Source organism: Streptomyces sp. XY006, from assembly GCF_002237655.1.
Lineage (GTDB): Bacteria > Actinomycetota > Actinomycetes > Streptomycetales > Streptomycetaceae > Streptomyces > Streptomyces levis.
Map to the genome: position 1 here is coordinate 322,846 of NZ_NOKT01000002.1, position 23,331 is coordinate 346,176.

The 23,331-nt window shown below is 73.6% G+C and carries 21 protein-coding genes; 10 read left to right on the forward strand and 11 right to left on the reverse strand.

All coding sequences use genetic code 11. The annotated features are described in order from the left end of the window. Positions 1 to 3 precede the first annotated feature (3 nt). The 4 genes from panD to CHR28_RS04040 form a co-directional block, all read right to left on the reverse strand. On the reverse strand, positions 4 to 435 hold the full coding sequence (gene panD / locus CHR28_RS04025) for an aspartate 1-decarboxylase (protein WP_373453320.1): 432 nt from the start codon (positions 433 to 435) through the stop codon (positions 4 to 6). 67 nt (positions 436 to 502) lie between these two features. Then, entirely contained in the window at positions 503 to 1,315 is an 813-nt protein-coding gene (locus CHR28_RS04030; RefSeq protein WP_094052024.1) for an alpha/beta fold hydrolase, read from the reverse strand. A 22-nt stretch (positions 1,316 to 1,337) separates the two neighbouring features. Beyond that, positions 1,338 to 2,627, reverse strand: coding sequence for an enterobactin transporter EntS (entS, locus tag CHR28_RS04035; protein ID WP_094052025.1), 1,290 nt, complete (start codon positions 2,625 to 2,627; stop codon positions 1,338 to 1,340). A gap of 8 nt (positions 2,628 to 2,635) precedes the next feature. Further along, entirely contained in the window at positions 2,636 to 3,979 is a 1,344-nt protein-coding gene (locus tag CHR28_RS04040) for a salicylate synthase (protein ID WP_094052026.1), read from the reverse strand. 134 nt (positions 3,980 to 4,113) lie between these two features. Here CHR28_RS04040 and CHR28_RS04045 point away from each other — a divergent pair, with 134 nt between their 5' ends. The 4 genes from CHR28_RS04045 (at position 4,114) to CHR28_RS04060 (ending at position 8,740) form a co-directional block, all read left to right on the forward strand. Then, entirely contained in the window at positions 4,114 to 5,748 is a 1,635-nt protein-coding gene (locus CHR28_RS04045) for a (2,3-dihydroxybenzoyl)adenylate synthase (RefSeq protein WP_094052027.1), read from the forward strand. Then, positions 5,738 to 6,796 carry a FecCD family ABC transporter permease gene (locus CHR28_RS04050; RefSeq protein ID WP_094052028.1) on the forward strand — a complete coding sequence of 353 codons (1,059 nt, stop codon included), beginning with the start codon at positions 5,738 to 5,740 and terminating at the stop codon, positions 6,794 to 6,796. The genes CHR28_RS04045 and CHR28_RS04050 overlap by 11 nt, the downstream gene beginning before the upstream one ends. Continuing rightward, positions 6,793 to 7,866, forward strand: coding sequence for a FecCD family ABC transporter permease (locus CHR28_RS04055; RefSeq protein WP_179272301.1), 1,074 nt, complete (start codon positions 6,793 to 6,795; stop codon positions 7,864 to 7,866). The genes CHR28_RS04050 and CHR28_RS04055 overlap by 4 nt, the downstream gene beginning before the upstream one ends. Positions 7,867 to 8,038: 172 nt before the next feature. Next, on the forward strand, positions 8,039 to 8,740 hold the full coding sequence (locus tag CHR28_RS04060; protein WP_094052029.1) for a phosphatase PAP2 family protein: 702 nt from the start codon (positions 8,039 to 8,041) through the stop codon (positions 8,738 to 8,740). Positions 8,741 to 8,836: 96 nt separating this feature from the next. Here the strand turns inward: CHR28_RS04060 and CHR28_RS04065 are convergent, their stop codons facing one another. The 4 genes from CHR28_RS04065 to CHR28_RS04080 all read right to left on the reverse strand — a co-directional run bounded on the left by CHR28_RS04065 (position 8,837) and on the right by CHR28_RS04080 (position 12,295). Continuing rightward, the gene (locus CHR28_RS04065) at positions 8,837 to 9,289 is read right to left on the reverse strand and encodes a phospholipase (protein WP_094052030.1); all 453 of its coding nucleotides are present in this window, start codon (positions 9,287 to 9,289) and stop codon (positions 8,837 to 8,839) included. A 203-nt stretch (positions 9,290 to 9,492) separates the two neighbouring features. After that, positions 9,493 to 10,254, reverse strand: a complete 762-nt coding sequence (locus CHR28_RS04070) for a cupin (RefSeq protein WP_094052031.1) — start codon at positions 10,252 to 10,254, stop codon at positions 9,493 to 9,495. Then, entirely contained in the window at positions 10,248 to 11,174 is a 927-nt protein-coding gene (locus tag CHR28_RS04075; protein ID WP_094052032.1) for a PmoA family protein, read from the reverse strand. The genes CHR28_RS04070 and CHR28_RS04075 overlap by 7 nt, the downstream gene beginning before the upstream one ends. Further along, a complete protein-coding gene (locus CHR28_RS04080; protein WP_094052033.1) occupies positions 11,171 to 12,295 on the reverse strand; it encodes a Gfo/Idh/MocA family protein in 1,125 nt (374 codons plus the stop codon). Before CHR28_RS04080 ends, CHR28_RS04075 begins: the two co-directional genes overlap by 4 nt. A gap of 367 nt (positions 12,296 to 12,662) precedes the next feature. Between CHR28_RS04080 and CHR28_RS04085 the strand changes: the two genes are divergently transcribed. Then, positions 12,663 to 14,204: an alpha/beta hydrolase gene (locus CHR28_RS04085; protein ID WP_094052034.1), complete on the forward strand. Its 1,542-nt coding sequence runs from the start codon at positions 12,663 to 12,665 to the stop codon at positions 14,202 to 14,204. Positions 14,205 to 14,270: 66 nt separating this feature from the next. Here the strand turns inward: CHR28_RS04085 and CHR28_RS04090 are convergent, their stop codons facing one another. Together CHR28_RS04090 and CHR28_RS04095 are read right to left on the reverse strand one after the other, a co-directional pair. Further along, the gene (locus CHR28_RS04090) at positions 14,271 to 14,762 is read right to left on the reverse strand and encodes a hemerythrin domain-containing protein (protein WP_094052035.1); all 492 of its coding nucleotides are present in this window, start codon (positions 14,760 to 14,762) and stop codon (positions 14,271 to 14,273) included. A gap of 71 nt (positions 14,763 to 14,833) precedes the next feature. Beyond that, positions 14,834 to 15,004, reverse strand: coding sequence for a DUF5670 family protein (locus CHR28_RS04095; RefSeq protein WP_031108245.1), 171 nt, complete (start codon positions 15,002 to 15,004; stop codon positions 14,834 to 14,836). 287 nt (positions 15,005 to 15,291) lie between these two features. On the opposite strand from CHR28_RS04095, the gene CHR28_RS04100 reads away from it, so the two are divergent. The 5 genes from CHR28_RS04100 to CHR28_RS04120 all read left to right on the forward strand — a co-directional run bounded on the left by CHR28_RS04100 (position 15,292) and on the right by CHR28_RS04120 (position 21,758). Next, positions 15,292 to 16,275: a Bug family tripartite tricarboxylate transporter substrate binding protein gene (locus CHR28_RS04100; protein WP_179272305.1), complete on the forward strand. Its 984-nt coding sequence runs from the start codon at positions 15,292 to 15,294 to the stop codon at positions 16,273 to 16,275. After that, entirely contained in the window at positions 16,272 to 16,811 is a 540-nt protein-coding gene (locus CHR28_RS04105) for a tripartite tricarboxylate transporter TctB family protein (RefSeq protein ID WP_094052037.1), read from the forward strand. Before CHR28_RS04100 ends, CHR28_RS04105 begins: the two co-directional genes overlap by 4 nt. 1 nt (position 16,812) lies before the next feature. Further along, positions 16,813 to 18,306 (forward strand): tripartite tricarboxylate transporter permease, encoded by a 1,494-nt coding sequence (locus tag CHR28_RS04110; protein ID WP_094052038.1) that lies wholly within the window; start codon positions 16,813 to 16,815, stop codon positions 18,304 to 18,306. 474 nt (positions 18,307 to 18,780) lie between these two features. Continuing rightward, positions 18,781 to 20,421: a cellulase family glycosylhydrolase gene (locus CHR28_RS04115; protein WP_094052039.1), complete on the forward strand. Its 1,641-nt coding sequence runs from the start codon at positions 18,781 to 18,783 to the stop codon at positions 20,419 to 20,421. Positions 20,422 to 20,597: 176 nt separating this feature from the next. Continuing rightward, positions 20,598 to 21,758, forward strand: coding sequence for an acyltransferase family protein (locus CHR28_RS04120; RefSeq protein ID WP_094052040.1), 1,161 nt, complete (start codon positions 20,598 to 20,600; stop codon positions 21,756 to 21,758). Here the strand turns inward: CHR28_RS04120 and CHR28_RS04125 are convergent. Further along, positions 21,745 to 22,983: a PP2C family protein-serine/threonine phosphatase gene (locus CHR28_RS04125; RefSeq protein WP_094052041.1), complete on the reverse strand. Its 1,239-nt coding sequence runs from the start codon at positions 22,981 to 22,983 to the stop codon at positions 21,745 to 21,747. The genes CHR28_RS04120 and CHR28_RS04125 overlap by 14 nt on opposite strands. Positions 22,984 to 23,331: the final 348 nt, after the last annotated feature.

The window sequence follows — 23,331 nt, forward strand, 5'->3', positions numbered from 1 at the left end:
GGCTCAGTTCCCCTCCTGCTGGGTGAAGGCTCCGGAGTACTGGTCCGGCGCCCCGGGCACCGGCTCGGCCGGGTCCGCGCCGAGCGCGACGATCCGGTTGGCCTGGTCGACGTGGACGACCCGGGGCCGGTGGCCGGCCCGTTCGGCCTCGTCGAGCGCGGCGAACGACATGACGATCACGAGGTGGCCGGGGTGGACGAGGTGGGCCGCGGCCCCGTTGACGCCGATGACGCCGGTGCCGCGCGCGCCGGTGATGGCGTACGTGGTGAGCCGGGCGCCGTTGTCGATGTCGACGACGTGGACCTGCTCGCCCTCGGTGATGTCGGCGGCGTCCATGAGGTCCTGATCGATCGTCAGGGACCCTACGTAGTGCAGATCGGCCTGGGTGACGGTGGCTCGGTGGATCTTGCCGTTGAGCAAGGTGCGCTGCACCATGACCCCCTGAGGAGTAGCACTTAGGTGAGGCTAACCTAATTCAACATCGCCGTGTCCGGAAGAACGGCTACGCGGAACAGTTGCGGAAGAACTCCAGCAGCACGCGGTTCACTTCGTCCGGCCGCTCCAGGTAGCCGTAGTGGCCGCAGCCCTTGATCTCCTGGTAGAGGGCGCCCGGGACGGCCTCGGCGACCTCGCGCCCCAGGTGCGGCGGCAGCACGACGTCGTCCGCGAATCCGATCACCAGGCAGGACACGTCGATCGCCCGGTACGCCTCCAGCCGCCCCTGCGGGAGTTCCAGGCCGAGCTGGGCGCGCACGCCCGGCCCGGCGGGCTCGGGTGACAGCTCGAAGAGCTCCAGCCAGTCACGCACCCGCTGTTCGTCGTCGAGGGTGGCGGGTGAGAGGTTCGTCAGCGCCCGCACCCACGCCGCGTAGGCCGGCGGCAGCGTCACCGCGCCGTCGTACAGGGCGCGTTCGGCCGCGGCCATGGCCGAGCGCAGATGGTCGGTGCGGCCCCGGGTGGCCATCAGCACGCCCTGCCGCACGAGCCGGGGGCGGCGCAGCATCAGTTCCTGGACGACGTACGCCCCCATGGACACCCCGACCAGCCGGCAGGGTCCGAGGCCGAGGTGCTCGACGAGTCCGGCGGTGTCGCCGACGAGGTCGTCGACGGTGAAACCCCCGGGGCACTCCTCGCTCGGCGGGACGCCCCGGTTGTCGAAGGTGACCACGCGGTACCCGGCCTCGACCAGCGCCGGCACCTGGTGCAGGTGCCAGGCGCGGCCGCGGGCGCCCCGGCCCATGACCAGGACCACGGGCTCGCCGTGGCCGGTGTCCTCGTAGTGGATCCGCACTCCGTTGACGATCGCGCTGGGCATGCCTCTCCTCGCGGGCGCACGGTCAGTCGGCGGCCGGTGACCTCTCGGCGGGCGCCGTCCGCTTGTCGTCGGCGGGTGGCCCCTGCAGGGTCGCCCTGCGCAGCCCCGGCAGGGCCAGGGCGACCGCGGCGACACCGGCCAGGCAGATCACCCCGCCGACGGCGGCGGCACCGGCCGCGGAGCCCAGGCCCCGCGCGACCAGACCGGCCTCGACGTTGCCGACGGAGGGCCCGGCGGTGGCCTGGGCGAGCCACAGGCTCCCGACCCGGCCCTGGAGGCGGTCGGGCGTGTAGTGCTGCAGCAGGGCCCGGCGCAGGATCTCGGAGACGGTGTCACCGAGGCCCGCCAGCGCCAGGAACACCAGGGCGGTCCACAGGCCCGGGCTCAGACCGAAGCAGGTGATCGCCACGCCCCACAGTGCGACCGCGCCGATCAGGGCCCGTCCGGTGTGGTGGATGCGGCCGGTCCAGCCGCTGGTCAGCGCCCCGAAGAAGGAACCGACCGCGGGGGCGGTGTAGAGCAGGCCGACGGTGGAGGGGCCGCCGCCGAAGTGCTCGGTGCCGAGCTCCGGGAAGAGCGCGTAGGGCATCGCGAAGACCACGGCGCACACGTCGATGAGCAGCAGCCCGGCCACGACCTGGTTGCCGCGCAGGAACCGCAGCCCCTCCCCCATGGCCTTGAGCGGGTGCTGCGGCTCCCCGCCCCCTCCGGGTGCGAGGCGGGGCAGCGGGGCCAGCAGGGCGAGCCCGACGACGTAGATGAGCGCGTCGATGGCGAAGCACAGCGCGATGCCCGGCCCGGCCGCGATGACCCCCGCGAGGGAGGGGCCGGCCATGGCGCCGAGCTGTGCGGTCAGGGTCATCAGCGCCCCGGCGGCGGCCAGTTGGCCGGGCGCCACCAGGGCGGGCGTCGCGGCCATCAGGGCCGGTCCGCCCAGTCCGGCGGTGCCGCCCGCGAGGACGGCGGCCACGAACACGAACCACACCCGCGGGTCGGGCAGGGCCGCGTTCACCGCCAGACCGGTGATCACCACGGCGGTCGCGGCCCGGGTCACGAGCACGATCCGGCGCCGGTCCACCCGGTCGGCGAGCACCCCGCCGGCGATCAGCCCGACCAGCAGCGACAGCCCCAACGACAGGCTCATCAGGCCCACTTGGACCGAGGAACCGGTCAGTGCGTAGACCTGGAGGCCGGCCGCGACCGAGGTGAGGTGGGTGCCCAGCATGGAGATCGCCTGGGTGGCGAACAGCAGCCGGAAGTCCCGGCCGGCCCGCAGGGGTGTGACGTCGACGACGACTTCTCCCAGTCGCACCTTCGCACCTAACTCCTCAGGGACGGCGCGGCGAGCGGCGCCGGTTGCGCGGGGACGACGTAGGGGGCGACGCTGCGCAGCTTCTCGCAGGTCTCCTCCAGTTCCCGGGCGGGAGTCGACCCGGCGAGGATACCGGCGCCGGCCCGCAGCCAGGTGCGGCCGTCCTCCTCGAAGAGGCTGCGCAGGACGAGGGCGGCGTCCAGCGAGCCGTCGCTGCCGGCCATGAGGGCCGCGCCGCCGTAGACGCCGCGCGGCTCCTTCTCCAGCCGGGCGATGCAGTCGTAGGCCGGCTCCTTGGGGATGCCGGAGGCGGTCACGGCCGGGAAGACGGCGCGCAGCACGTCCCAGGCGGTGGTGTGCTCGGCGAGCTGCCCGTGCACGGTGGAGCCGAGGTGCTGCACGGAGCCGCGCCGGCGCACGCTCAGCAGGTCGCGCACCGACACCGTGCCCGGGCGGCACACGGTGGCCATCTCCTCCTCCGCCAGCTTCACGGAGAGCACGTGCTCGGATATCTCCTTGGGGTCGGCGAGGAGTTCGGCGCGCAGCCGTTCGTCCTCCTGTTCGCCGAAACCCCGGGCACGGGTCCCGGCGAGCGGCTGGGTGAGGGCCTGCCCGTCCGCGCCGACCTCGGCGACGGTCTCGGGGCTGAAGCCGGCCACCCGGCGTCCGCCGAGGTGCATCAGGTAGGAACGGGCCGGGGTGTTGTGGGAGCGGCCGTGCACGTAGGTGGCGACGAAGTCGACCGGGAACGGCACCGGGACGGTGCGCGAGAGGATGACCTTCTGCAGGGCGCCGGCCCGGATCTCCTCGATCGCGCGGGCCACGAGTTCGGGGTAGGTGCCGTCGGTGTCGGCGATGTCGATCGGCCGGGCCTCGACGGGGGCCCGGGTGACGGGTTCGGCGAGCAGCCGGAGTAACGCCCGCAGGGTCTGAGCGTCGGTGCTGCGCACCTCGGCGCCGCCCTGACGGAGCCTCACCTCGCTGTGCGGGACGACCAGATGCAGCAGCCGCCCTTCTCCGGCACGGTCGGGGCGACCGGTGTTCAGCTGCGAGAACTCGTAGGCCATCCAGCCGTAGGCGTGCCAGTCCTCGACGGCCATCTCCGTGAGTTTTTCCTGGACTTGGCAGAGGGGGTGCGGCCCGACCGGGTCCGCGTGCTCCTCGGTCAGCCAGCGGCGGCGGACGGTGGAGCGGTCGGCCACGACCTCACCGAGCGCGCCTCCGGCGAACCACCACTCGCCGTCCTTCTCGTAGACCATGTACTGGTCGAACAGTCCCGACTCGGCCAGCCTGGCGGCCAGCAGGACGGGGTCTCCCGGCAGTTCCGTCCGCGCGCTCCGGTACCGCAGCAACGACTACCTCCCGAGCTAGCTTAGGTTAACCTAACCTAAGAAAAGACCCTAGCCTCCGCAGCGAAGTCTCGTCCAGGCTTGACCCGGATCTTCCATTAGGCAAGCCTTTCCTAAACTGCAGGCGGGAGTTGAGGATGCTCGACGGTTGGGTTCCCTGGCCGGAAGAGGCCGCGCAGAGGTATCGGGCCGAGGGGTTCTGGGAGGGCCGGCCGCTGGACCGGCTGCTGCGGGACCGGGCCGAGACCGACCCGGAGCGGGTCGCCCTGGTGGACGGCGAGGGGGCCCGGTGGACCTACGCCGAGCTCGACGCCCGCGCCGACCGGCAGGCCGCGGGTCTGCGCCGGCTCGGCATCGCGGCCGGGGACCGGGTGGTGGTCCAACTTCCCAACACCGACGCGTTCGTGGTGCTGTTCTTCGCCCTGCTGCGGGCCGGCGCCGTACCGGTGCTCACCCTCCCGGCGCACCGGGAGAGCGAGCTCGTCCACGTGGCCGAGACCGCCGGCGCCCGCGCCCTCGCGATCCCCGACACCCATGACCACTTCGACCACCGGACCCTCGCCCGGGCCGTCCGCAAGGCCGTGCCGTCCGTGGAACACGTCCTGGTGGCCGGTGACGCCGCCGAGTTCACCGCCCTGGACGGGGTCGACGCCGACCCCGTCCCGCTGCCGGTGCCCGACCCCTCGGACGTGGCGGTGCTGCTGCTGTCCGGCGGCACCACCGGCAAACCCAAGCTCATCCCCCGCACCCACGACGACTACGCCTACAACGTCCGCGCCAGCGCCCGGATCTGCGGCTTCGACAGCTCCACCGTCTACCTCGTGGTGCTGCCCACCGCGCACAACTTCGCCCTCGCCTGCCCGGGCCTGCTCGGCACGCTGCTCGTGGGCGGCACCGTCGTCCTCTCCCCGACGCCGAGCCCGGAGGACGCCTTCGCGCTGATCGAGTGCGAGCGGGTCACCGTCACCGCCGTGGTCCCGCCGATCGCCCTGCTGTGGCTGGACGCCGTGGAGTGGGAGGAGGCCGACCTGTCCTCGCTGCGGCTGCTCCAGGTCGGCGGCTCCAAACTGGGCGCCGAACCCGCGTCCCGTGTCTCACCCGCCCTCGGTTGCGCCCTGCAGCAGGTGTTCGGCATGGCCGAGGGCCTGCTCAACTACACGCGCCTGGACGACCCGCCGGAGCTGGTCGCCCATACCCAGGGCCGCCCCATGTCCCCGGCCGACGAGATCCGGGTCGTCGACGAGGACGGGCACGACGTGCCGCCCGGCGCGACCGGCGAGCTGCTCACCCGCGGCCCCTACACCCTGCGCGGCTACTACCGGGCGCCCGCGCACAACGCCCGCTCCTTCACCGACGACGGCTACTACCGCACCGGCGACCTGGTGCGCGTCCTGCCCTCCGGGCACCTGGTCGTCGAGGGCCGGGCCAAGGACCAGATCAACCGGGGCGGCGACAAGATCTCCGCCGAGGAGCTGGAGAACCATCTCCTCGCCCACCCCGCCGTGCACGACGCGGCCGTCGTCGGCATGCCCGACGCGACCATGGGCGAGCGCACCTGCGCCTACCTCGTGCCGCGCGGCCCGGCGGTCCCGCCCACCCAGCGGGAACTGGCCGCCTTCCTCACGGAACGGGGCGTCGCCGCGTACAAGCTGCCCGACCGGGTGGAGGTGACCGACGTCTTCCCCCGCACCTCCGTCGGCAAGATCGACAAGAAGGAACTGGGCCGCCGGATCACCGCCCTGCTGCACGCGGAGGGCAGCGGTGCCGGCTGAGACCACCGCTCGGGCCCGCCCGGAGAAGCCGTCCGCCGCGCCGCCCCGCCGCCGGACCTCCACCCGCTCCCTGGCCGTCCTCGGCGCCCTGCTGCTGCTCCTCGCGGCCGTCCTGCTCAGCCTGGCCGTCGGCTCGCGGTCGCTGCCCGTGTCCGTCGTCGTGGACGCGCTGCGCCACGACGACGGCTCGACCGCCGCCTCCGTCGTCTGGGACGTACGGGTCCCGCGCACCCTGGCGGGCATCGCCGCGGGCGCGGCCCTCGGGGTCGCGGGCGCCCTGATCCAGGCGCTCACCCGCAACCCGCTGGCCGACCCCGGGCTGCTCGGCGTCAACGCCGGTGCCGCCACCGGCGTCGTCCTGTCCCTGACCGTGCTGGGCGTGACGAGCCTGTGGGCCTCGGTGTGGTTCGCGATGGCGGGCGCGGTGGTGGCGGGCCTGCTGGTGTACTCGCTGGCCTCGGGCGGACACGGCGGAGCGACGCCCGAACGGCTGGCACTCGGCGGCGCGGTGATCGCCGCGGTCTTCACCGGCGTCGGCCAGACCCTGATGCTGCTCGACGCGCAGGCCCTGGACCAGCTGCGGTTCTGGAGCGTGGGCTCGCTCGCCCGGGCCGGCAACGACACGCTGACGACCATCACACCGTTCGTCGTGGTGGGCCTGGTGCTGGCCCTCGCCCTGGTACGGCCGCTCAACGCGATGGCCCTCGGCGACGACGCCGCCCGCTCGCTCGGTGCCCATCTGCACCGCACCCGCTTCCTCGGCCTGCTCGCCGTGACCCTGCTGTGCGGGGCGGCGACCTCGGCGGTCGGCCCACTGGTGTTCGTCGGGCTCGCCGTCCCGCACATCGCCCGCATGGTCGTCGGCGCCGACCAGCGCTGGACCGTTCCGCTGTCCCTGCTGCTGGCCCCCGCCCTGCTGCTGTTCGCGGACGTCCTCGGCCGGGTCGTCGTACGCCCGGACGAGCTCGACGCGGGCGTGGTCACGGCGGTCGTCGGGGCGCCGGTGTTCATCGCGCTGGTGCGCCACCGCAGGGTGGTGGCGTCATGAGCACGGGCGCGCCCGCCCCCACGCGGCCCGCGGCACGCACCCACGTCGTCCGCAGCGGCCGCCGGCGTCTGTCCCTGCGGCTGGACGTCCGCGCCCTGACGGTCTGCCTGCTGGTGCTCGCCGTCACGGCCGGGGTGGGCGTGCTCGCCCTCGGCACCGGGGAGTACCCGATCTCCCCCGCCGACGTCGTGCGCACCCTGCTGGGCAACGGCAGCCCCCGCACCGACTTCGTCGTCAACGAACTGCGGCTGCCCCGGCTGCTGACGGGCATCCTGGCCGGGGCCGCCCTCGGGGTGAGCGGCGCACTGTTCCAGAGCCTGTCCCGCAACCCGCTCGGCAGCCCCGACATCGTCGGCTTCACCTACGGTTCGGCCACCGGGGGCCTGCTGGTCGTGCTGGTCGCGGGCGGCAGCGGCGGCCAGGTGGCGCTCGGGGCGGTGGGCGGCGGCCTCGCGACCGCCGTCCTGGTCTACGTCCTGGCCTGGCGGCAGGGCATTCACGGTTTCCGGCTGGTCCTCGTCGGCATCGGCATCAGCGCCCTGCTCCAGGGCGTGAACGCCTATCTGCTCGCCAAGGCCCGCTTCACCGAGGCCGCCCAGGCCATGGTGTGGCTCAACGGCAGCCTGAACGGCCGGGGCTGGGCCGACGTGCGGCCCGCCGCGCTGGGACTGCTCGTGGTGCTGCCGCTGATCGTGTGCGTCGCGGGCCGGCTGAAGATCCTGGAGATGGGCGACGACGTCGCGGGCGGGCTCGGGGTGCCGGTGCAGCGCACGCGTCTGGTGATGCTGGTCCTCGCCACGGCGGCCTGCGCGGTGGCCACCGCCGCGGCCGGGCCGATCCCCTTCGTCGCCCTGATCGCCCCGCAGCTGGCGCGGCGCCTGACCCGGCAGCCCGGGCCCAACCTCCTCGCCGCCACCTGCACCGGCGCGCTCCTCGTGGTCGCCGCGGACTTCGGTTCGCAGCATCTGCACGAGTCGGCCCAGCTGCCCGTCGGGGTGGTCACCGCGGTGGTCGGCGGCCTGTACCTGGCCCTGCTGCTGCGCCGTCAGCGACGCGCCGGGCGGATCTGAGAGCCACCGGGGCCGCCCGCCCGCCGGGCGCCGGTACCTCCCGGGGGCCAGGGCCGCCGGATGACCCGCCGCCGCCCGGGCACCCGGGAGGTACCGGCGCGCGGGGGTGCCGAGCGTGCGCCCGGCGTGAGCCGGTACCGTGCTGGGAAGGCCACTGCGGGGAGAACGACACATGACCGATCCGACGACCACAGACGAGAACGCCCTCCGTACGCTCGCCGGGGACGGCGAGCCCTCGGGCGGCCCCGGCCGGCTCCTGGGCGCCGTCATGGGCGATCTCAGAGCTGTGGACGGCGCCCTGTACGCGGCGGTGGCCGCCACCCCGACCCCCACCCTCGACCGGACGCTGCGCCATCTGTCCCACGCGGCGGACCACTCGAAGATCTCGTTCGCCATCGCCGCCGCGCTGGCCCTCGCCGGGAAGCGGCCGCGCAGGGCCGCGCTCGCCGGGGTCGGGGCGATCGCCGTGGCGTCGGCGTCGGCGAACCTGCTCGGCAAGCGCCTGGTGCGCCGGGCCCGCCCGGACCGCGAGGCCGCCCGGGTGACGGTGGACCGGCACGTCCCGATGCCGACGTCGGCCTCCTTCCCGTCGGGGCACACCGCGTCGGCGGTCGCGTTCGCCACGGCGGTCGGCGTGGTCCTGCCGCCGGCCGCGGTCCCGCTCGGGGCGCTGGCGAGCGCCGTCGGCTACTCCCGCATCCACACGGGTGTGCACTATCCGGGTGACGTGGCGGCGGGTGCCGTCCTCGGCATCGCGAGCGCCGCCGCGGCCCTGGCGGCGGCAGCGGCCACACCGCCGGCCCGTACCCAGGCGCTGCTCGCGGCGGCCCGCTCGTGGCCGCGCATCCGCGTCGCCGGCCTGGTGCGCGACTGAGTGACTGAGCGGCCGGATGCGCCGGCCGCCGGGTCCACGGGGAGGCCGGGTGCGGAGCCATCGCTCCGTGCCCGGCCTCCCGGCGTGTACCGGCGGTCAGCCGAAGGCGCGCACGGCCTGGTAGTACGTCCACGCCGTGCCGTCGCAGGAGGTCTTGGTGCCTCCGCTGTAGGCGTTGCACACCCGCTTGAGGTCCTCGTAGAAGGCGCTGTCGATACGGGACTTGTTGGCCTCGAAGGTGCCCGCGGCCTTGTAGTTGCGGTAGCCGAAGTCGTGCCGGGCGCAGGACAGGGAGAACGGGAAGCCGAACGGGTTGTCCGGCGAGGAGGAGCAGTAGTCGGTCGACCAGTCGAAGGCGTACGCGGACCAGGCGGCCTGGTTCGCGCGGGCGGCGGCCCAGGCGTTGTGGCTGGACGCGCTGGTCTGCGTCCAACTCGCCAGCACCTGGGGCTTGTCGGCGGGAGCGGCACTCGCGGTCGTGGCGGTGGCGGCGACGGTGACGAGGGCCAGGGTCGAGGCGGCAAGACCTGTGGCGATCTTTCGGTGCATCCCACACCTCCATGAGGCTGCGACCCGCCCGTCGGGCCGCAGGTTCATGACAAGAGGATGACCAACTCCCCCCGGTTCTCACACCCCTCCTGCACCAAGAGCCCCTGAATTCCCGGCTGTTCGAGAAGAACGGCAGCGGACCGGCGGGCGACATCGACCGCGGCCAGGGCCCGGCCCTCGACGCCGGCGAGCGACAGCAGGCGCTACTCCGGCCGGTGAGGCGGCGTGGTGCCGGGCAGGGCGTACTCGTCGCGGCGGCCGCACATGCCGAAGCCGCCGCGCCGGGTGGGCGCGGCCTCGTGGGCGGTGGCCTCGGCGAGGTGGGCGGGTTCGCCGTCGGCCAGCGCGTCGAGCTGCGCGCCGGTGCGTTCGGCGGTGGCCAGGGCGCCCGCCCGCCACAGGGCGCGCCAGGTGGGCACCTTGTCCCGCACGAGCCGGGCGGCGGCCCGCTGGAACGCGCGGTACGGGCCGTCGTCCCCGGCGACCAGGGCCTCGCGCAGACCGAGGTAGCCCTCGACGGCGAGGTCCCGGCGGCGCCGGGCGGCCGCCTCGGTCGCCGGCCCGGTGCCCGGCGGCAGGCTCGCGGCGGCCGCGTACGCCTCGGGGTCGGCGAGCACCCCGGGCGGGAAGGTGAAGACCGCGTCCCCCGCCTCGGGCAGGCCGCTGTTCTGCATGAGCACGGTGACGCGCAGATCGTCGCCCTGCACCATGCGGTGCACGGTGCCCGGCGTGAACCAGACGAGGGAGCCGGCTTCCAGGGGGATGTCCCGGTAGCCGTCGGGGCTCAGGGTCTGCACCGCTCCCCGGCCGCCGGTGACGACGTACGCCTCGGTGCACACCAGGTGCAGGTGCGGGCTGCCGCCGCAGATCCCGTCGGCGGCCTGCCAGTCGTAGGGGCTGAGGTGGGACAGGGCGATCGCGCCGGGGAGCGGGTGGGCGAGGCGCGGCTCGGGCGCGCTCACCACGGCAGGCCCGCCAGGTGGGTGCCGACCCGGTCGCGGTCCCAGGCGCCGTCGGCGATCAGCAGCCGGTAGCGGTAGGCGAAGGACTCGCCCGGCGGGAGCTCGAACTCCTCGAAGAACGCCCAGGAGAAGGCGACCGTCGGGAAGGGCTCGGAGCGCACGAACCAGTGCGACTCGTGGATCGCCGACGAGCCGTCGAGGTTCTCGGGCGCGTGCGCGAAGACGAGGGTCGAGTGGCCGTCGACGTCGTCGTGTTCGGTGGTGAAGGCGAGCCACGGGCCCTGGCTGCCCATCAGCTTGCCCGCACCGGCGTCGGTGTCCGGCGCGAAGACCGTGCCGCCGGTGAAGTCGCGCGGGCCGCGCCACTGCAGTCCGGTGTAGCCGGCCATCTCCCGGCCCGCGGTGGTCGGCGAGCCGAAGACCAGGGGCTCGGAGCGGGTGTTGGTGAGGCGGACCGACCAGTCCAGGGCCCAGGCGCCGGCCTCCTCGTCGACCGAGTGGACGGTCAGGCCGCGCACTTCGCGGGCCCACTCCTCACCGCCGTTCTCGATCCAGGTGAGGTCCTCGGTGAGGGCGAGCCGGTCGGCCTCGGCCCGGAACTCCGGGAAGCCGTCGTGCCGCATGGAGCCGACCCGCTCCGGCAGGCGCAGATACCCCTCGCCGTGCACGTACGAGTTGCCGCCCCAGAAGTTCTGGCCGGACAGATGGCTCGCGGTCATCTGCAGGCCCTTGTGCCAGCGGTGGTCGTGGGGGCGGTAGCCGGTGACCGTGCGGCCGGACAGGGTGCGCACCGGGTGGGCGTACGGCTTGCGGGCCTCGAACGGGTCGGGGTCGGGACGGTAGACGTAGCGGAGGATCTCCGTGCCGTCGGCAGCCGTGACGGCGACGGCCTCGCCGTGCGTGTGGGTGACGCGGATGGTCATGCGCGCTCCTTGGGGGCCCAGTCGGGGTGCTCGCCGTGCATGGCCTCGTAGAAGGGGTCGCCGGGACGGATCTCCCCCGCGCTGACCGGCCGTCCGGTGAACGCCGCCTTGTACAGGGCGGCGGCGAACTCCAGGGTGGCGCGGGCGTCCTGGCCGCTGCCCGGGGGGCGGGTGCCGGTGTCGTAGGCGTCGAGGAGTGCCCCGAGCTGGGCCGTGTGGGAGCTGGGAACGTCCTCGGCGGGCGTGCGCCAGTCGGTCGCGCGTGCGGCGGCGACGTGCGGGGCGGGGGTGTAGACCCAGCTGTCGTTGGTGTGGCCGTACAGGTGGGTGAGCTCGACCGTGGCGTCCGCGCAGTCGATGCGGATGCGGCTCACCTCGTCCGGGGACAGCACGCTGTTGACGACCGTGGCGAGGGCGCCGCTGCGGAACCGCACCAGGGCGGTGGAGACGTCCTCGCTCTCCGTGTCGTGGACCAGGCGCGCCGCCATGGCCCGGATCTCCTCCCACGGGCCGAGCAGGTGCAGCATCAGGTCGTACTGGTGGATGCCGTGGCCCATGGTCGGGCCGCCGCCCTCGGTGGCCCACTTCCCGCGCCAGGGCACCGCGTAGTACGCGGCGTCGCGGTGCCAGGTCGTCTGGCAGTGCGCGACCAGCGGGGCGCCCAGCTCGCCGGCGGCGATCAGCTCCCTGGCGTGTACGGTGCCGGAGCCGTAGCGGTGCTGGAAGACGACCGCCGCGTACGCGCCGGAGGCCTCCTCGGCGGCGGCGATGTCGTCGTACTCCGCGAGCGACAGGGTGAGCGGCTTCTCGCACAGCACCCAGGCGCCGGCCTTGAGCGCGGCCACCGTCTGGTCGCGGTGCAGGGAGGGCGGGGTGCCGATCAGGACGAGGTCGGGGCGTTCGGCGTCCAGCATGGCGTCCAACGAGGTGTGGGCGGCGACCTGTTCGCCGGCCAGGGCACGGAACGCGTCCAGCCGCTCCCGGTCCACGTCGACGGCGGCCACCAGGTCCACCCGGTCCGCGTGGGCGCGCAGCGCGGGCAGATGACTGCCGCCGACGATGGCCCCGGTGCCGACGACGGCCACGCGGCGGCGGGTGGGGGACCCTGGGGACACGGACATGCGGCGCTCCTCGGACGGCCGGCGGACTCACGCTTGGAAAGCGCTTGCACTCGGAAGGGACCCTAGGCGCGGGCGCATGTCTGGACAACCCCCCTGCAGTGACCCGCAGCCCGTCGGATCGCGCATTCTCCCAGCTTGAGCCGGAGTTTCCGGTTGTTGCCCCCGCCATGGAAACGGCGTTCCCCCGCCCCGGCTCGGGGGCTGGCCCCACCCCGGACCGGCTGCCTGCCGGAGTGCCCGGGGGGGCCGCCCGTCCCTAGCGTTCTGTCGCACCACGCCCCTGGCCCGGCCCGCCCCCGCCCGGCTGCCCGGCTGCCCGGCTGCCCGGCTGCCCAAGGGGCATCGGCGACAGAAAGGACACCCACCCGTGTCACCCCGCTTCCCGGGAACCGCGAGACGAGCCGCCCTCGCCCTGACGGCCGCCGCTCTCGCGCTGACGGCGCTGCCCGCCACGGCCGGCGCGAGCCCCGGCCCCGGCCCTCTCGCCCGCTACCACCAGCAGCGCCTCACCTGGAAGGGCTGTGTGCTCGGCCCGGACGACACCACCGGCAGGGAACTGGAACAGGCCGGCGCCCGCTGCGCCGACGTGACCGTACCGCTGGACTACTCCGACCCCGGCGGCCGGACGATCACCGTCGCCCTCTCCCGGATCCGCGCCACCGACCCGGGCCGCCGCGTCGGCCCGCTGCTGCTCAACGGCGGCGGACCGGGCGGGCGGACGCTCGGCGACCCGCCCTGGGTGCGCGAGGCGATGAAGGACGCCGGGGCGCGCTACGACGTGGTGGGGGTGGACCCCCGTTTCGTGGGCCGCAGCACTCCGCTGGACTGCCGCTGGCCGACCGGCTCCGCCTTCCGCGCGGCGGGTGAGGACCGGGCCGGTTTCGGCCGCGTGACCGCCTTCGCGCGGGACCTCGCCGAACGCTGCCGGACCCATGCCGGCGACCTGCTCCCCCACGCCACCACCCGCAACACGGCACGCGATCTGGACGTCGTGCGCGCCGCGCTGGGCGAGCGCCGGATCTCCTACCTCGGCTATTCCTACGGCAGTTACCTGGGTGAGGTGTACGCCACGATGTTCCCCGGCCGCACCGACCGGGTCGTCCTGGACGGGGTGATCGACCCGGAGCGCTACGGCCCCCGGCTGCTGGTGGGCACCGAGCGGGCCAACCGCCGCGCGCTGGGGGGCTGGGCCTCCTGGGCCGCCGCCCGGGACGCGGCCCACGGCCTGGGCCGGACCCGGGGCGAGGTGCTGGCGGCCGTGGAGCGGGTGCGCCGGGCCGCCGCCCGTTCCCCGTTGCGGCTCGGCGGCCACCGCGTGGACGAGCACGTGCTGCCCGTCGTCGTCTTCAACGGACTGTCGCAGCACCACGACGTCGCCTACGGGGACTTCGCGCAGGGCGTCGGGGACCTGCTGCGGGCGGCTCGGGGAGAGCGGGTCACGCCGTCCCCGTGGCTCGCGGGGGTGCTCGACTTCGTGCTCACCGGCACCGACTCCGCGTACGGCAGCGCGCAGACGGCGATCCTCTGCGGCGACCGTGCCGCGCCCCGCGACCCGGAAGCCTACTGGCGTGACGTGCGGCGCACCCGCGCCCGGGACCCGCTGTTCGCGCCCGTCACGCAGAACATCGGCCCGTGCGCCTTCTGGGACGGGCCGCGCGAACGCCCGACGACGGTCCGCGCCGACCTGCCCGCGCTGCTCGTCAACGCCACCGGCGACCCGCGCACCGGCTACGACGGCGCCCGGGCCGTGCGCTCCCGCTGGTCCTCCTCGCGCCTGATCACCCTGCGCGGCGCCGACCAGCACGCGGTGTACGGCGTGTACGGCGTGCCGTGCGTGGACGACGCGGTCAACGCGTACCTGGCCACGGGGCGACTGCCGGGGCGGGACGTGGACTGCGAGGCACCCTAGCGGGGCCGGCACAGGCCGGAGCCCGGACCGTTCCCGGTCCGGGCTCCCGACCCATGAGCGGCGTTCTCAGGACTCGACGATCTTGCGCACGTTGTCGACGGAACCGCAGCCGGCCTTCAGCTGCCGCTCGCGCTCCTGCCAGAACTCCCGGCCCAGCTCCTCGCGCCGGTCCATCGCCACGTTCTCGCGCGCGCCGTTGAGGATGGTGCGCTCCTCCTCGTCGGCGTGGTGGGTGACGGCCTCCACGAGCTCCTCGAGCTTCTCGTCCCACTCGTCGGAGCCGACCTCCTCCACCTGGAGGAGTTCCAGGAGGGCCTTGTTGCCCTCGTCGTGCTCGTCCTCGCCGTGCTCGACCTCTTCGTCGTCGATGTTCTTGTACCGCTTGAGCGCCGGGTAGACCTTGGCCTCCTCGGCCAGCGCGTGCGCGATCAGCAGGTCCGAGAACTCCCGCAGAGCGCCCGCCCGGTCGGCTTCGACGCTCCGCATGTCGCGGAAGAGGTCCTCCATACGCCGGTGATCACGGAGAATGAGCTCGACGACGTCTTGTGTATCGGCCATGGAACCGGAACGCCTTTCATACGAGGGAATCGGGTCTCATTCCTTTACCCCATTCCGGACTTTTCGTTCGCCTACCACCGGTACCAGCGGCCCTTGCGGCCGCCACTGTCGGCCGAGCGGAGCACGAAGCCCAGCAGCCACAGGACCAGCACGATCACCGCGATCCACCACAGGGCCTTGAGCGCGAAACCCGCACCGAAGAGGATCAGGGCCAGCAGCAGGACAAGAAGCAAAGGAACCATTGTTATCGACCTCCAGACCTCCTGATGCCCGGGCTTTTCCACCACACACAGCGAAATTGCTTTGTTTTCCCAGGCGAATGGCGGGCAAGAGGACCGATTCGGCCGCGCGGGCGGAACGCCGGCCGGGCCGCCCCGGCCCGGCCCGGCCGCGACCGTAATGACCACAACCTCCGTTGATTCCGCAAGCGAGACACCTCGCCGGCGTCCGGGCACCATGTGGCCCGCATCACCCTCCCCCACAGGGCATCGACCTACCCGCGACAACGTACCGACAGGTGGTGGCACTCGTGCGCCTGCGCACCCCCCTCGCCCTGCTCGGGGCCGCCGTGCTCGTGCTCGTCGGACCGCCGCTGCTGACCACCGGCAGCGGCTCCGAGACCGGCACTCAGATCCCGGGCCTGCGTTTCATGGTCCCCAACACGCCCGGCGGTGGCTACGACATCACCGCCCGCACCGCCGCGAAGAACGCCGAGGACGCCGGACTCACCCACGGCATCGAGGTGTTCAACCTGCCCGGCGCCGGCGGCACCGTGGGCCTGAGCCGGCTGGTGAGCGAGCACGGCAACGGCAAGCTCGCCATGTCCATGGGCCTCGGGGTCGTGGGCGCCGTCCGCTCCAACGACGCCCCGAAGACGCTCGGCGACACCACGCCCATCGCCCGGCTCACCGAGGAGCAGGACGTCGTCGTGGTCGCGAAGGACTCGCCGTACAAGACGATCGACGACCTGATCGGCGCCTGGAAGGAGAACCCGGGCAAGCTGCCGGTGGGCGGCGGCTCTTCCCCCGGCGGGCCCGACCACCTCGCGCCGATGCTGATGGCGCGGGCCGCCGGGATCCCCCCGAAGCAGGTCAACTACATCCCCTTCGACGGCGGCGGCGAGCTGCTCGCCTCCATCCTCGGCAACAAGGTCGCCTTCGGTGTCTCCGGCGTCGGCGAGTACCTGGACCAGATCAAGGCGGGCGAGCTGCGCCTCCTCGCTGTCACCGGCCCCGAGCGCGTGGAAGGACTGGACGCGCCCACGCTGAAGGAGGCCGGGTACGACGTGAACTTCACCAACTGGCGCGGCATCGTCGCTCCGCCCGGCCTGACGGACGGCGAGCGCGCCAAGCTCGTGCGGCTGATCGAGGAACTCCACGACTCCGACGAGTGGCGCAAGGCCATGGAGCAGAACGGCTGGGACGACGCCTTCCTCACGGGCGAGGAGTTCGGCGCCTTCCTCGACGCCGAGGACAAGCGCGTGGTTTCGGTGCTGAAGGAGCTGGGACTGTGACGACGCAGACCACCGACCTGCCCCCCACGCGGGGCGACGACCGGCGCTCATGGCTCAAGGAGCACTCCGAACTCGGCGTGTGCGCCCTGCTGCTGGCGCTCGGCGCGCTCGTCCTGACGGACGCGCTCACCATGGACGTCGACATCGCCCAGCGCGGCCCGGTCGGGCCGAAAACCGTGCCGATAGTGGTAGGGGCGGGCCTGCTCCTCATCGCGGCGCTGCTCGCCGTCGACGTGCTGCGCGGCGGCCGCGGCCAGGCGGAGGGCGGCGAGGACGTCGACCTGTCCGAGCCCGCCGACTGGCGCACCGTGCTGCTGCTGGCCGGGGTGTTCCTCGGGTCGGCCGTGCTGATCGAGCCGCTCGGCTTCCCCGTCGCGGGCGCACTGCTGTTCTGGGGCGCGGCGTTCGCGCTGGGCAGCAGGCGGATCGACCGCGATCCGCTCATCGCGGCCGTGCTCTCCCTCGTCACCTACACCGTCTTCAACAACCTGCTCGGAGTGCCCCTGCCCGGCGGTCCGCTGATGGGAGTGCTGTGACATGAACGCCCTCAACTCCCTGCTGGACGGCTTCGGTACGGCCCTCACGCCCATCAACCTGCTCTGGGCGGCGATCGGCGTCCTGCTCGGCACGGCGATCGGCGTGCTGCCGGGCATCGGCCCGGCGATGGCGGTCGCCCTGCTGCTGCCGGTGACGTACGGGCTCGACCCGACCGGCGCGTTCATCATGTTCGCCGGCATCTACTACGGCGCGATGTTCGGCGGCTCGACCACCTCGATCCTGCTCAACACCCCCGGCGAGAGCGCGGCGGTGGTGGCGGCCATCGAGGGCAACCCCATGGCGAAGTCCGGGCGCGGCGCGCAGGCCCTCGCGGCCGCCGCGATCGGGCACTTCGCGGGCGGCATGGTCGGCACGCTGCTGCTGGTGGCGCTCGCGCCGACGGTCGCCGAACTGGCCGTGGACATCGGCGCGCCGGACTACTTCGCCATCATGGTGCTGGCGTTCATCGCGGTGACGTCGGTGCTGGGCTCGTCCCGGATCCGGGGCATGGCCTCCCTGCTCATCGGTCTCACGCTGGGGCTGGTGGGCCTGGACCAGATGACCGGCCAGCAGCGCCTCACCTTCGGCTCCCTGCAACTCGCCGACGGCATCGACGTCGTCATCGTCGCGGTCGGCCTCTTCGCGATCGGCGAGGCCCTGTGGGTCGCGGCGCACCTGCGGCGCAGGCCGCCCGAGCCGATTCCGGTGGGGCGTCCCTGGCTGGGGCGCGGGGATGTGAACCGGACCTGGAAGTCGTGGCTGCGCGGCCCCTTCATCGGCTTCCCGTTCGGCGCGATCCCGGCGGGCGGCGCGGAGATCCCGACCTTCCTGTCGTACGTCACGGAGAAGCGCCTGTCGAAGCACAAGGACGAGTGGGGCAAGGGCGCCATCGAGGGTGTCGCGGGCCCCGAGTCGGCGGCGTCGGCCTCGGCGGCGGGCACCCTGGTGGCGATGCTGACCCTGGGCCTGCCGACCACGGCGGTCGCGGCCGTGATGCTGGCCGCGTTCCAGCAGTACGGCATCCAGCCCGGTCCGCTCCTCTTCGAGCGCGAACCCGACCTGGTCTGGGGCCTGATCGCCTCGCTCTTCGTCGGCATGGTGCTGCTGCTCGCGCTCAACCTGCCGCTGGCGCCGGTGTGGGCGAAGCTGCTGCGCATCCCGCGGCCGTACCTGTACGCGGGGATCCTGTTCTTCGCGGCGGTCGGCGCGTACGCGGTCGGCGGCGAGGTGATCGACCTGGTGATCCTGCTGATCATCGGTCTGATCGGCTTCGGCATGCGCCGTTACGGGCTACCCGTGCTGCCCGCCGTCATCGGCGTGATCCTCGGCCCGAACGCCGAGCAACAGCTGCGCCGCGCCCTGCAGATCAGCGACGGCAGCGTCACCGGGCTGGTGAACACGCCGTTCGCGGTGACCGTGTACGCGGTGATCCTGGTGCTGCTGGCGTGGCCGCTGCTGCGCAAGGCGGTGACCCGGGGCCGCGCCGCGGCCTGACCGAGCCGGCACCGCCTCCCCCTCGGCAGGGGCGACCCGTACGCACGGACCTGAACACCGCGCGTACGGGTCGCCGTTCGTTCCGGGCCGTTCGTCACCGCGCCGGTCGTTCCCACTGGGCGCGGGTGCCGCGGCACACCCCTTGACGCGTCACGGACAGCGGTGGCTTGATGACATGGGAGCGCTCCCACCCCTCCGCCGGGCGCGAGTGCCACGTTCGGTTTCACGGCCACCGCCCCGGCAACCGCCGGCGCCCCGGCGGCGACCGTCACATGCACCCTGCGGACGACGACCTCCTGAAGCGCGGCCGGGCCCGGCCCCATCTGGACGCCACCGTCCCGCCCCGCACGGCCCCACCGCACGCGAACAGGCCGGCCCAACACACCCGGCCGACACCCGCACCAGGCCCCATCCGACCCCACACCCGGCCGACACCCGCACCAGGCCCCATCCGACCCCACACCCGGAGCCGCCATGAGAGCCCAGGCACCACCCTCCTCCCTCACCCGGCCGGTCACCGTCGCCGCCGTCCTGCTCGGCATGTTCCTGTCCTGCCTCGCGCTCACCTCCCCGGCCCACGCCGCCCCCACCGGCTTCCGTGTCGAGAACGGCCGGCTCCTGGAGGCTTCCGGGAACGACTTCGTGATGCGCGGCGTCAACCACGCGCACACCTGGTACCCGGACCGGATCGGCTCCCTCGCCCACATCAAGGCCAAGGGCGCCAACACCGTCCGCGTGGTCCTCTCCAGCGGTGACCGCTGGACCCGCAACGACACCGCCGACGTGGCGAACGTGGTCGCACAGTGCAAGCGGAACCGGCTGATCTGTGTCCTGGAGGTGCACGACACCACCGGCTACGGCGAACAGAGCGGAGCCGTCACGCTCTCCCGCGCCGCCGACTACTGGATCGGCGTGCGGAGCGCGCTGACCGGCCAGGAGGACCACGTCATCGTCAACATCGGCAACGAGCCGTACGGCAACACCGGTTACTCGGCGTGGACGGCCGACACCAAGGCGGCGATCCGGAAGCTGCGCGACGCCGGGTTCGGCCACACGATCATGGTCGACGCGCCCAACTGGGGCCAGGACTGGGCGTTCACCATGCGCGACAACGCCGCCTCGGTCCTCGCCGCCGACCCGGACGCCAACACCGTCTTCTCGATCCACATGTACGGCGTCTTCGACACCGCCGACGGGATCACCGACTACCTGAACCGCTTCGTCGCCGCCAAACTCCCCGTCGTGGTGGGCGAGTTCGGCCACGACCACTCGGACGGCAACCCGGACGAGGACACGATCCTGGCCGTGGCCCAGCAGCTCCGCCTCGGCTACCTCGGCTGGTCCTGGAGCGGCAACGGCGGTGGCGTCGAGTACCTGGACCTGGTCACGGACTTCGACCCGGACCAGCTCACCGGCTGGGGCCGGCGCCTGTTCGACGGCGCGAACGGCATCGCCGCCACCGCCGAGGAGGCCGCGATCTACTCCTCTGGCGGTGGCGACACCACTCCCCCGACGGCCCCCGGCACCCCGACCGCCTCGGGGGTGACGTCCTCCTCCGTGACCCTGGCGTGGGGCGCCGCCACCGACGCGTCGGGTGTCACCGGCTACGACGTGGTCCGGATCGGCGGCGGCACGGAGACGGTCGCGACCAGCACGGCCGGCACCTCCGCGACCCTGACCGGCCTGGCCCCCTCGACCTCCCACACCTTCGCCGTCTACGCCCGTGACGCCGCCGGCAACCGCTCGCCCCGCTCGGGCACGGTGACGGTGACGACCTCGCCGGGCGGCACCTCGTCGGGGTGCGGGGTCGGCTACCGGGTGACGGGCAGCTGGCCCGGCGGCTTCCAGGGTGAGATCACCCTGCGCAACACCGGCACGCAGTCGGTCGACGGCTGGACGCTGCGCTGGACCTTCCCGGACGGCCAGCGGATCACCAGCCTCTGGGGCGGCACGGCGACGCAGAGCGGCTCCGAGGTCGCCGTCACGGCCGCTCCGTACACGGCGACCGTCCCCGCCGGCGGTACGGTCACCCTGGGCTTCACGGGCACCCGGGGCGCCTCGAACCCCAGCCCGGCGGCGTTCACCCTGAACGGCGCGGCCTGCTCCGTGAGCTGACCGCGCTCCGAGCGGCGGTGCCGCCGCGGCCCAGGTCGCCCGGGTCCGGCGGCACCGCCCCCACCGGTGTGAAGCGCGCCACACCCGCGGGGCCGGCGGTTTACGCCGTCGCGCACTGGTCAGGCGGCGGGGATGTCACACCGGCATCCCCTGGCCGTCCCCCCGGCACCACGCGTATGCGCCCCTCCGGGACCCCCGCACGCCCCGCGGAGGCCCCGGTGAGCGAGGACACCCTGCGCCTGCGCGTCCGCGCGGTCCCGGCCGGCGGAACCGCACGCGAGGAAGGGCCCGCGGCACGGCCGGACGGGCAGCGGGACGCGTTCTTCGACAACGCCAAGTACCTGGCCATCGTGCTGGTGGCCGTGGGGCACGCCTGGGAGCCGCTGCGCGACGGCAGCCGGACGGTCAGCGCCCTCTACCTGTTCGTGTACGCCTTCCACATGCCGGCGTTCATCGTCGTCTCCGGCTACTTCTCGCGCTCCTTCGACGCGGCCCCGGGACGCCTCAGGCGGCTGGTCACCGGCCTCGCGGTGCCGTACGTCGTGTTCGAGACGGCGTACACCCTGTTCACGCGGTGGACCGACCAGGAGCCGGACCGGCCGGTCAGCCTGCTGGATCCCCTGTATCTGACCTGGTTCCTGGCGGCGCTGTTCATCTGGCGGCTGACCACGCCGCTGTGGCAGCGGGTGCGGTGGCCGCTGCCGCTCGCGCTGGCCGTCGCGATGCTCGCGACTCTCTCGCCGTCGATCGGCGACGACCTCGATCTGCAGCGCACCCTGCAGTTCCTGCCGTACTTCGTCCTCGGCCTGCTGCTGAAGCCCGAGCACTTCCAGTGGGTTCGCCGCCGCAGGGTGCGGATCCTCGCCGTGCCGGTGTTCGTCTGCGCGGCCGCCGTGGCGTACTGGGCGGTCCCACGGATGAGCGGCGCCTGGTTCTACCACCGGGACAGCGCGGCGGAACTGGCCGCGCCCGCCTGGTACGGGCCGGTCATGACCCTGGTGACCTTCGGCTGCTCACTGGTGCTGGTGGCCTGCTTCCTGGCGTGGGTGCCGGGGCGCCGCGCGTGGTTCACCGCGCTGGGCGCGGGCACGCTGTACGGCTATCTGCTGCATGGCTTCGTGGCCCAGGGATCGAAGTTCTGGGGCTGGTACGACCCGGCGTGGGTGCACCGGCCGCTGGGCGCGGTCGTCGTGACGGCCGCCGCCGCGGTCCTCGTGACGGCGCTGTGCACCCGGCCGGTGCCGCGCCTGTTCCGCTGGGTGGTGGAGCCCCGGATGACGTGGGCGTTCCGCCCGGAGGCGCGCGGGCGCGGGACGGGCGGCGTCACAGCCGGATGACCACGAGGGCGATGTCGTCGGGTGCTCCGCCGGCGACGCCGAGGTGGGCGAGCACGGCGTCCGCCAGCAGGCCGGGAGCCAGGTCGACGTTGTGGGCGAGCGCCGTGGCCAGGCGGTCCAGGCCGGTGTCGATGTCCTCGCCGCGGCGCTCGACAAGCCCGTCGGTGTAGAGCACCAGGGTGTCGCCCGGCGTGTAGGGCAGGCCGGCCTGCGGTCGGGGGACGTGGTACGGGCGGGCGCCGAGCGGCGGGTCGGTGGCCTGGTCCAGCAGCTCGCGGGTCCCGTCGGGGTGGAGCAGGACCGGCGGCACGTGTCCCGCGTTGCTGTAGACGATCAGCCGGCTGCGGGTGTCGACGAGCACCTTGACCGCGGTGGCCGCCATCGCCCCGTCGACGGAGCGGGCGTACAGGCCGAGCACCTCCAGGGCCTGGGCGGGACTCGGGATGGCCCGGATGGCCGCGCTCAGCGCGCTGCGGAGCATCCCCATCACGGCCGCGGCCTCCAGACCGTGGCCTACGACGTCACCGACCGCGGCGGCATAGCGGTCGGGGGGCAGGTCGACCACGTCGTACCAGTCGCCGCAGACGTTGAGCGACCGGGTCGCGGGCAGGTAGCGCACGGCGATGTTGTCGTCGTGCCGGGTCAGGTCGTGGTCCTGGAGCATCGCCTCCTGGAGGGCGACGGCGACCTGGCGTTCCCGTTCGTGGGCCTCGCGGAGTACCTCGTTGAGCCGGTGCAGCTCACGGGCCCGTACGTAGAGCTCGGCCGCCATGCCCTTCTCCCGTTCGGAGAACTCCTCCGTGAGCCGGCGCACCCGGCTGGAGTGGACGAACGCGGTGACGTCCTCGGACCGCTGGACGATCCACGCGACCTTGCCGTCGGCGGCGGGGATCGGGGTGTGGGTGTTGGACCACCAGCGCTCCTCGAAGCCGCCGGGCCGTCCGGGGGCGGAGATGTCGTACCGCTGCAGGACCAGGATGTCCGGGGCTCCGGTGGCGAGCACCCGGCGCAGGGACTCCTCCAGGTTCCGTTCCGCGTCGCCGTCGGTGCCCGGGTTGGCCGGCAGCGCGTCGAAGAAGTACTTGCCCACCAGATGCGGTCTGGAGCGGTTGGTGGCCTCCAGGTAGGCGTGGTTGGCATAGCGGATCACCAGGTCCGTGTCCAGCACCAGGTACGGGCTCGGGGTGGCGTCGAAGAACGCCGTGAAGTCGATGTCCGCTGCCATGGAGGGCGCTCTCTGGGGTCCGCGAGCGCGACGCCCGCTCCCACCAATCTACGAGCCTCCCGCCGCTGAGCCCACCCCTCACCCGCCCCTCGGGACCGGCTCCTCCGGTCCGGCCACCGGGCGGGCCGGCTCGATTGCCCCGGCGCGAACCGGATCAGCAGCGCGCCGGGCGTGCGCGGCACGTCCACCGTGAGCGCGCCGCCGTCTCGGGACGGCTCGGCACGGGGCGGGTGCAGGACGTCTGCCCGGACCGCCCTGCCCGCCAGATGCCGGACCGGCAGGCGCAGCCGGGACGGTCCGCCGCGCCGCCACACCGACAGGTACGCCGCCCGGTCGCCGGGTCCGCGC

What these genes read in the sequence shown, in the direction of transcription:
- panD (WP_373453320.1), bottom strand. Translation starts at nt 435, where the DNA reads ATGGTGCAGCGCACCTTGCTCAACGGCAAGATCCACCGAGCCACCGTC.
- CHR28_RS04030 (WP_094052024.1), bottom strand. Translation starts at nt 1,315, where the DNA reads ATGCCCAGCGCGATCGTCAACGGAGTGCGGATCCACTACGAGGACACC.
- CHR28_RS04045 (WP_094052027.1), top strand. Translation starts at nt 4,114, where the DNA reads ATGCTCGACGGTTGGGTTCCCTGGCCGGAAGAGGCCGCGCAGAGGTAT.
- CHR28_RS04055 (WP_179272301.1), top strand. Translation starts at nt 6,793, where the DNA reads ATGAGCACGGGCGCGCCCGCCCCCACGCGGCCCGCGGCACGCACCCAC.
- CHR28_RS04060 (WP_094052029.1), top strand. Translation starts at nt 8,039, where the DNA reads ATGACCGATCCGACGACCACAGACGAGAACGCCCTCCGTACGCTCGCC.
- CHR28_RS04065 (WP_094052030.1), bottom strand. Translation starts at nt 9,289, where the DNA reads ATGCACCGAAAGATCGCCACAGGTCTTGCCGCCTCGACCCTGGCCCTC.
- CHR28_RS04075 (WP_094052032.1), bottom strand. Translation starts at nt 11,174, where the DNA reads ATGACCATCCGCGTCACCCACACGCACGGCGAGGCCGTCGCCGTCACG.
- CHR28_RS04080 (WP_094052033.1), bottom strand. Translation starts at nt 12,295, where the DNA reads ATGTCCGTGTCCCCAGGGTCCCCCACCCGCCGCCGCGTGGCCGTCGTC.
- CHR28_RS04090 (WP_094052035.1), bottom strand. Translation starts at nt 14,762, where the DNA reads ATGGCCGATACACAAGACGTCGTCGAGCTCATTCTCCGTGATCACCGG.
- CHR28_RS04095 (WP_031108245.1), bottom strand. Translation starts at nt 15,004, where the DNA reads ATGGTTCCTTTGCTTCTTGTCCTGCTGCTGGCCCTGATCCTCTTCGGT.
- CHR28_RS04110 (WP_094052038.1), top strand. Translation starts at nt 16,813, where the DNA reads ATGAACGCCCTCAACTCCCTGCTGGACGGCTTCGGTACGGCCCTCACG.
- CHR28_RS04115 (WP_094052039.1), top strand. Translation starts at nt 18,781, where the DNA reads ATGAGAGCCCAGGCACCACCCTCCTCCCTCACCCGGCCGGTCACCGTC.
- CHR28_RS04120 (WP_094052040.1), top strand. Translation starts at nt 20,598, where the DNA reads ATGCGCCCCTCCGGGACCCCCGCACGCCCCGCGGAGGCCCCGGTGAGC.
- CHR28_RS04125 (WP_094052041.1), bottom strand. Translation starts at nt 22,983, where the DNA reads ATGGCAGCGGACATCGACTTCACGGCGTTCTTCGACGCCACCCCGAGC.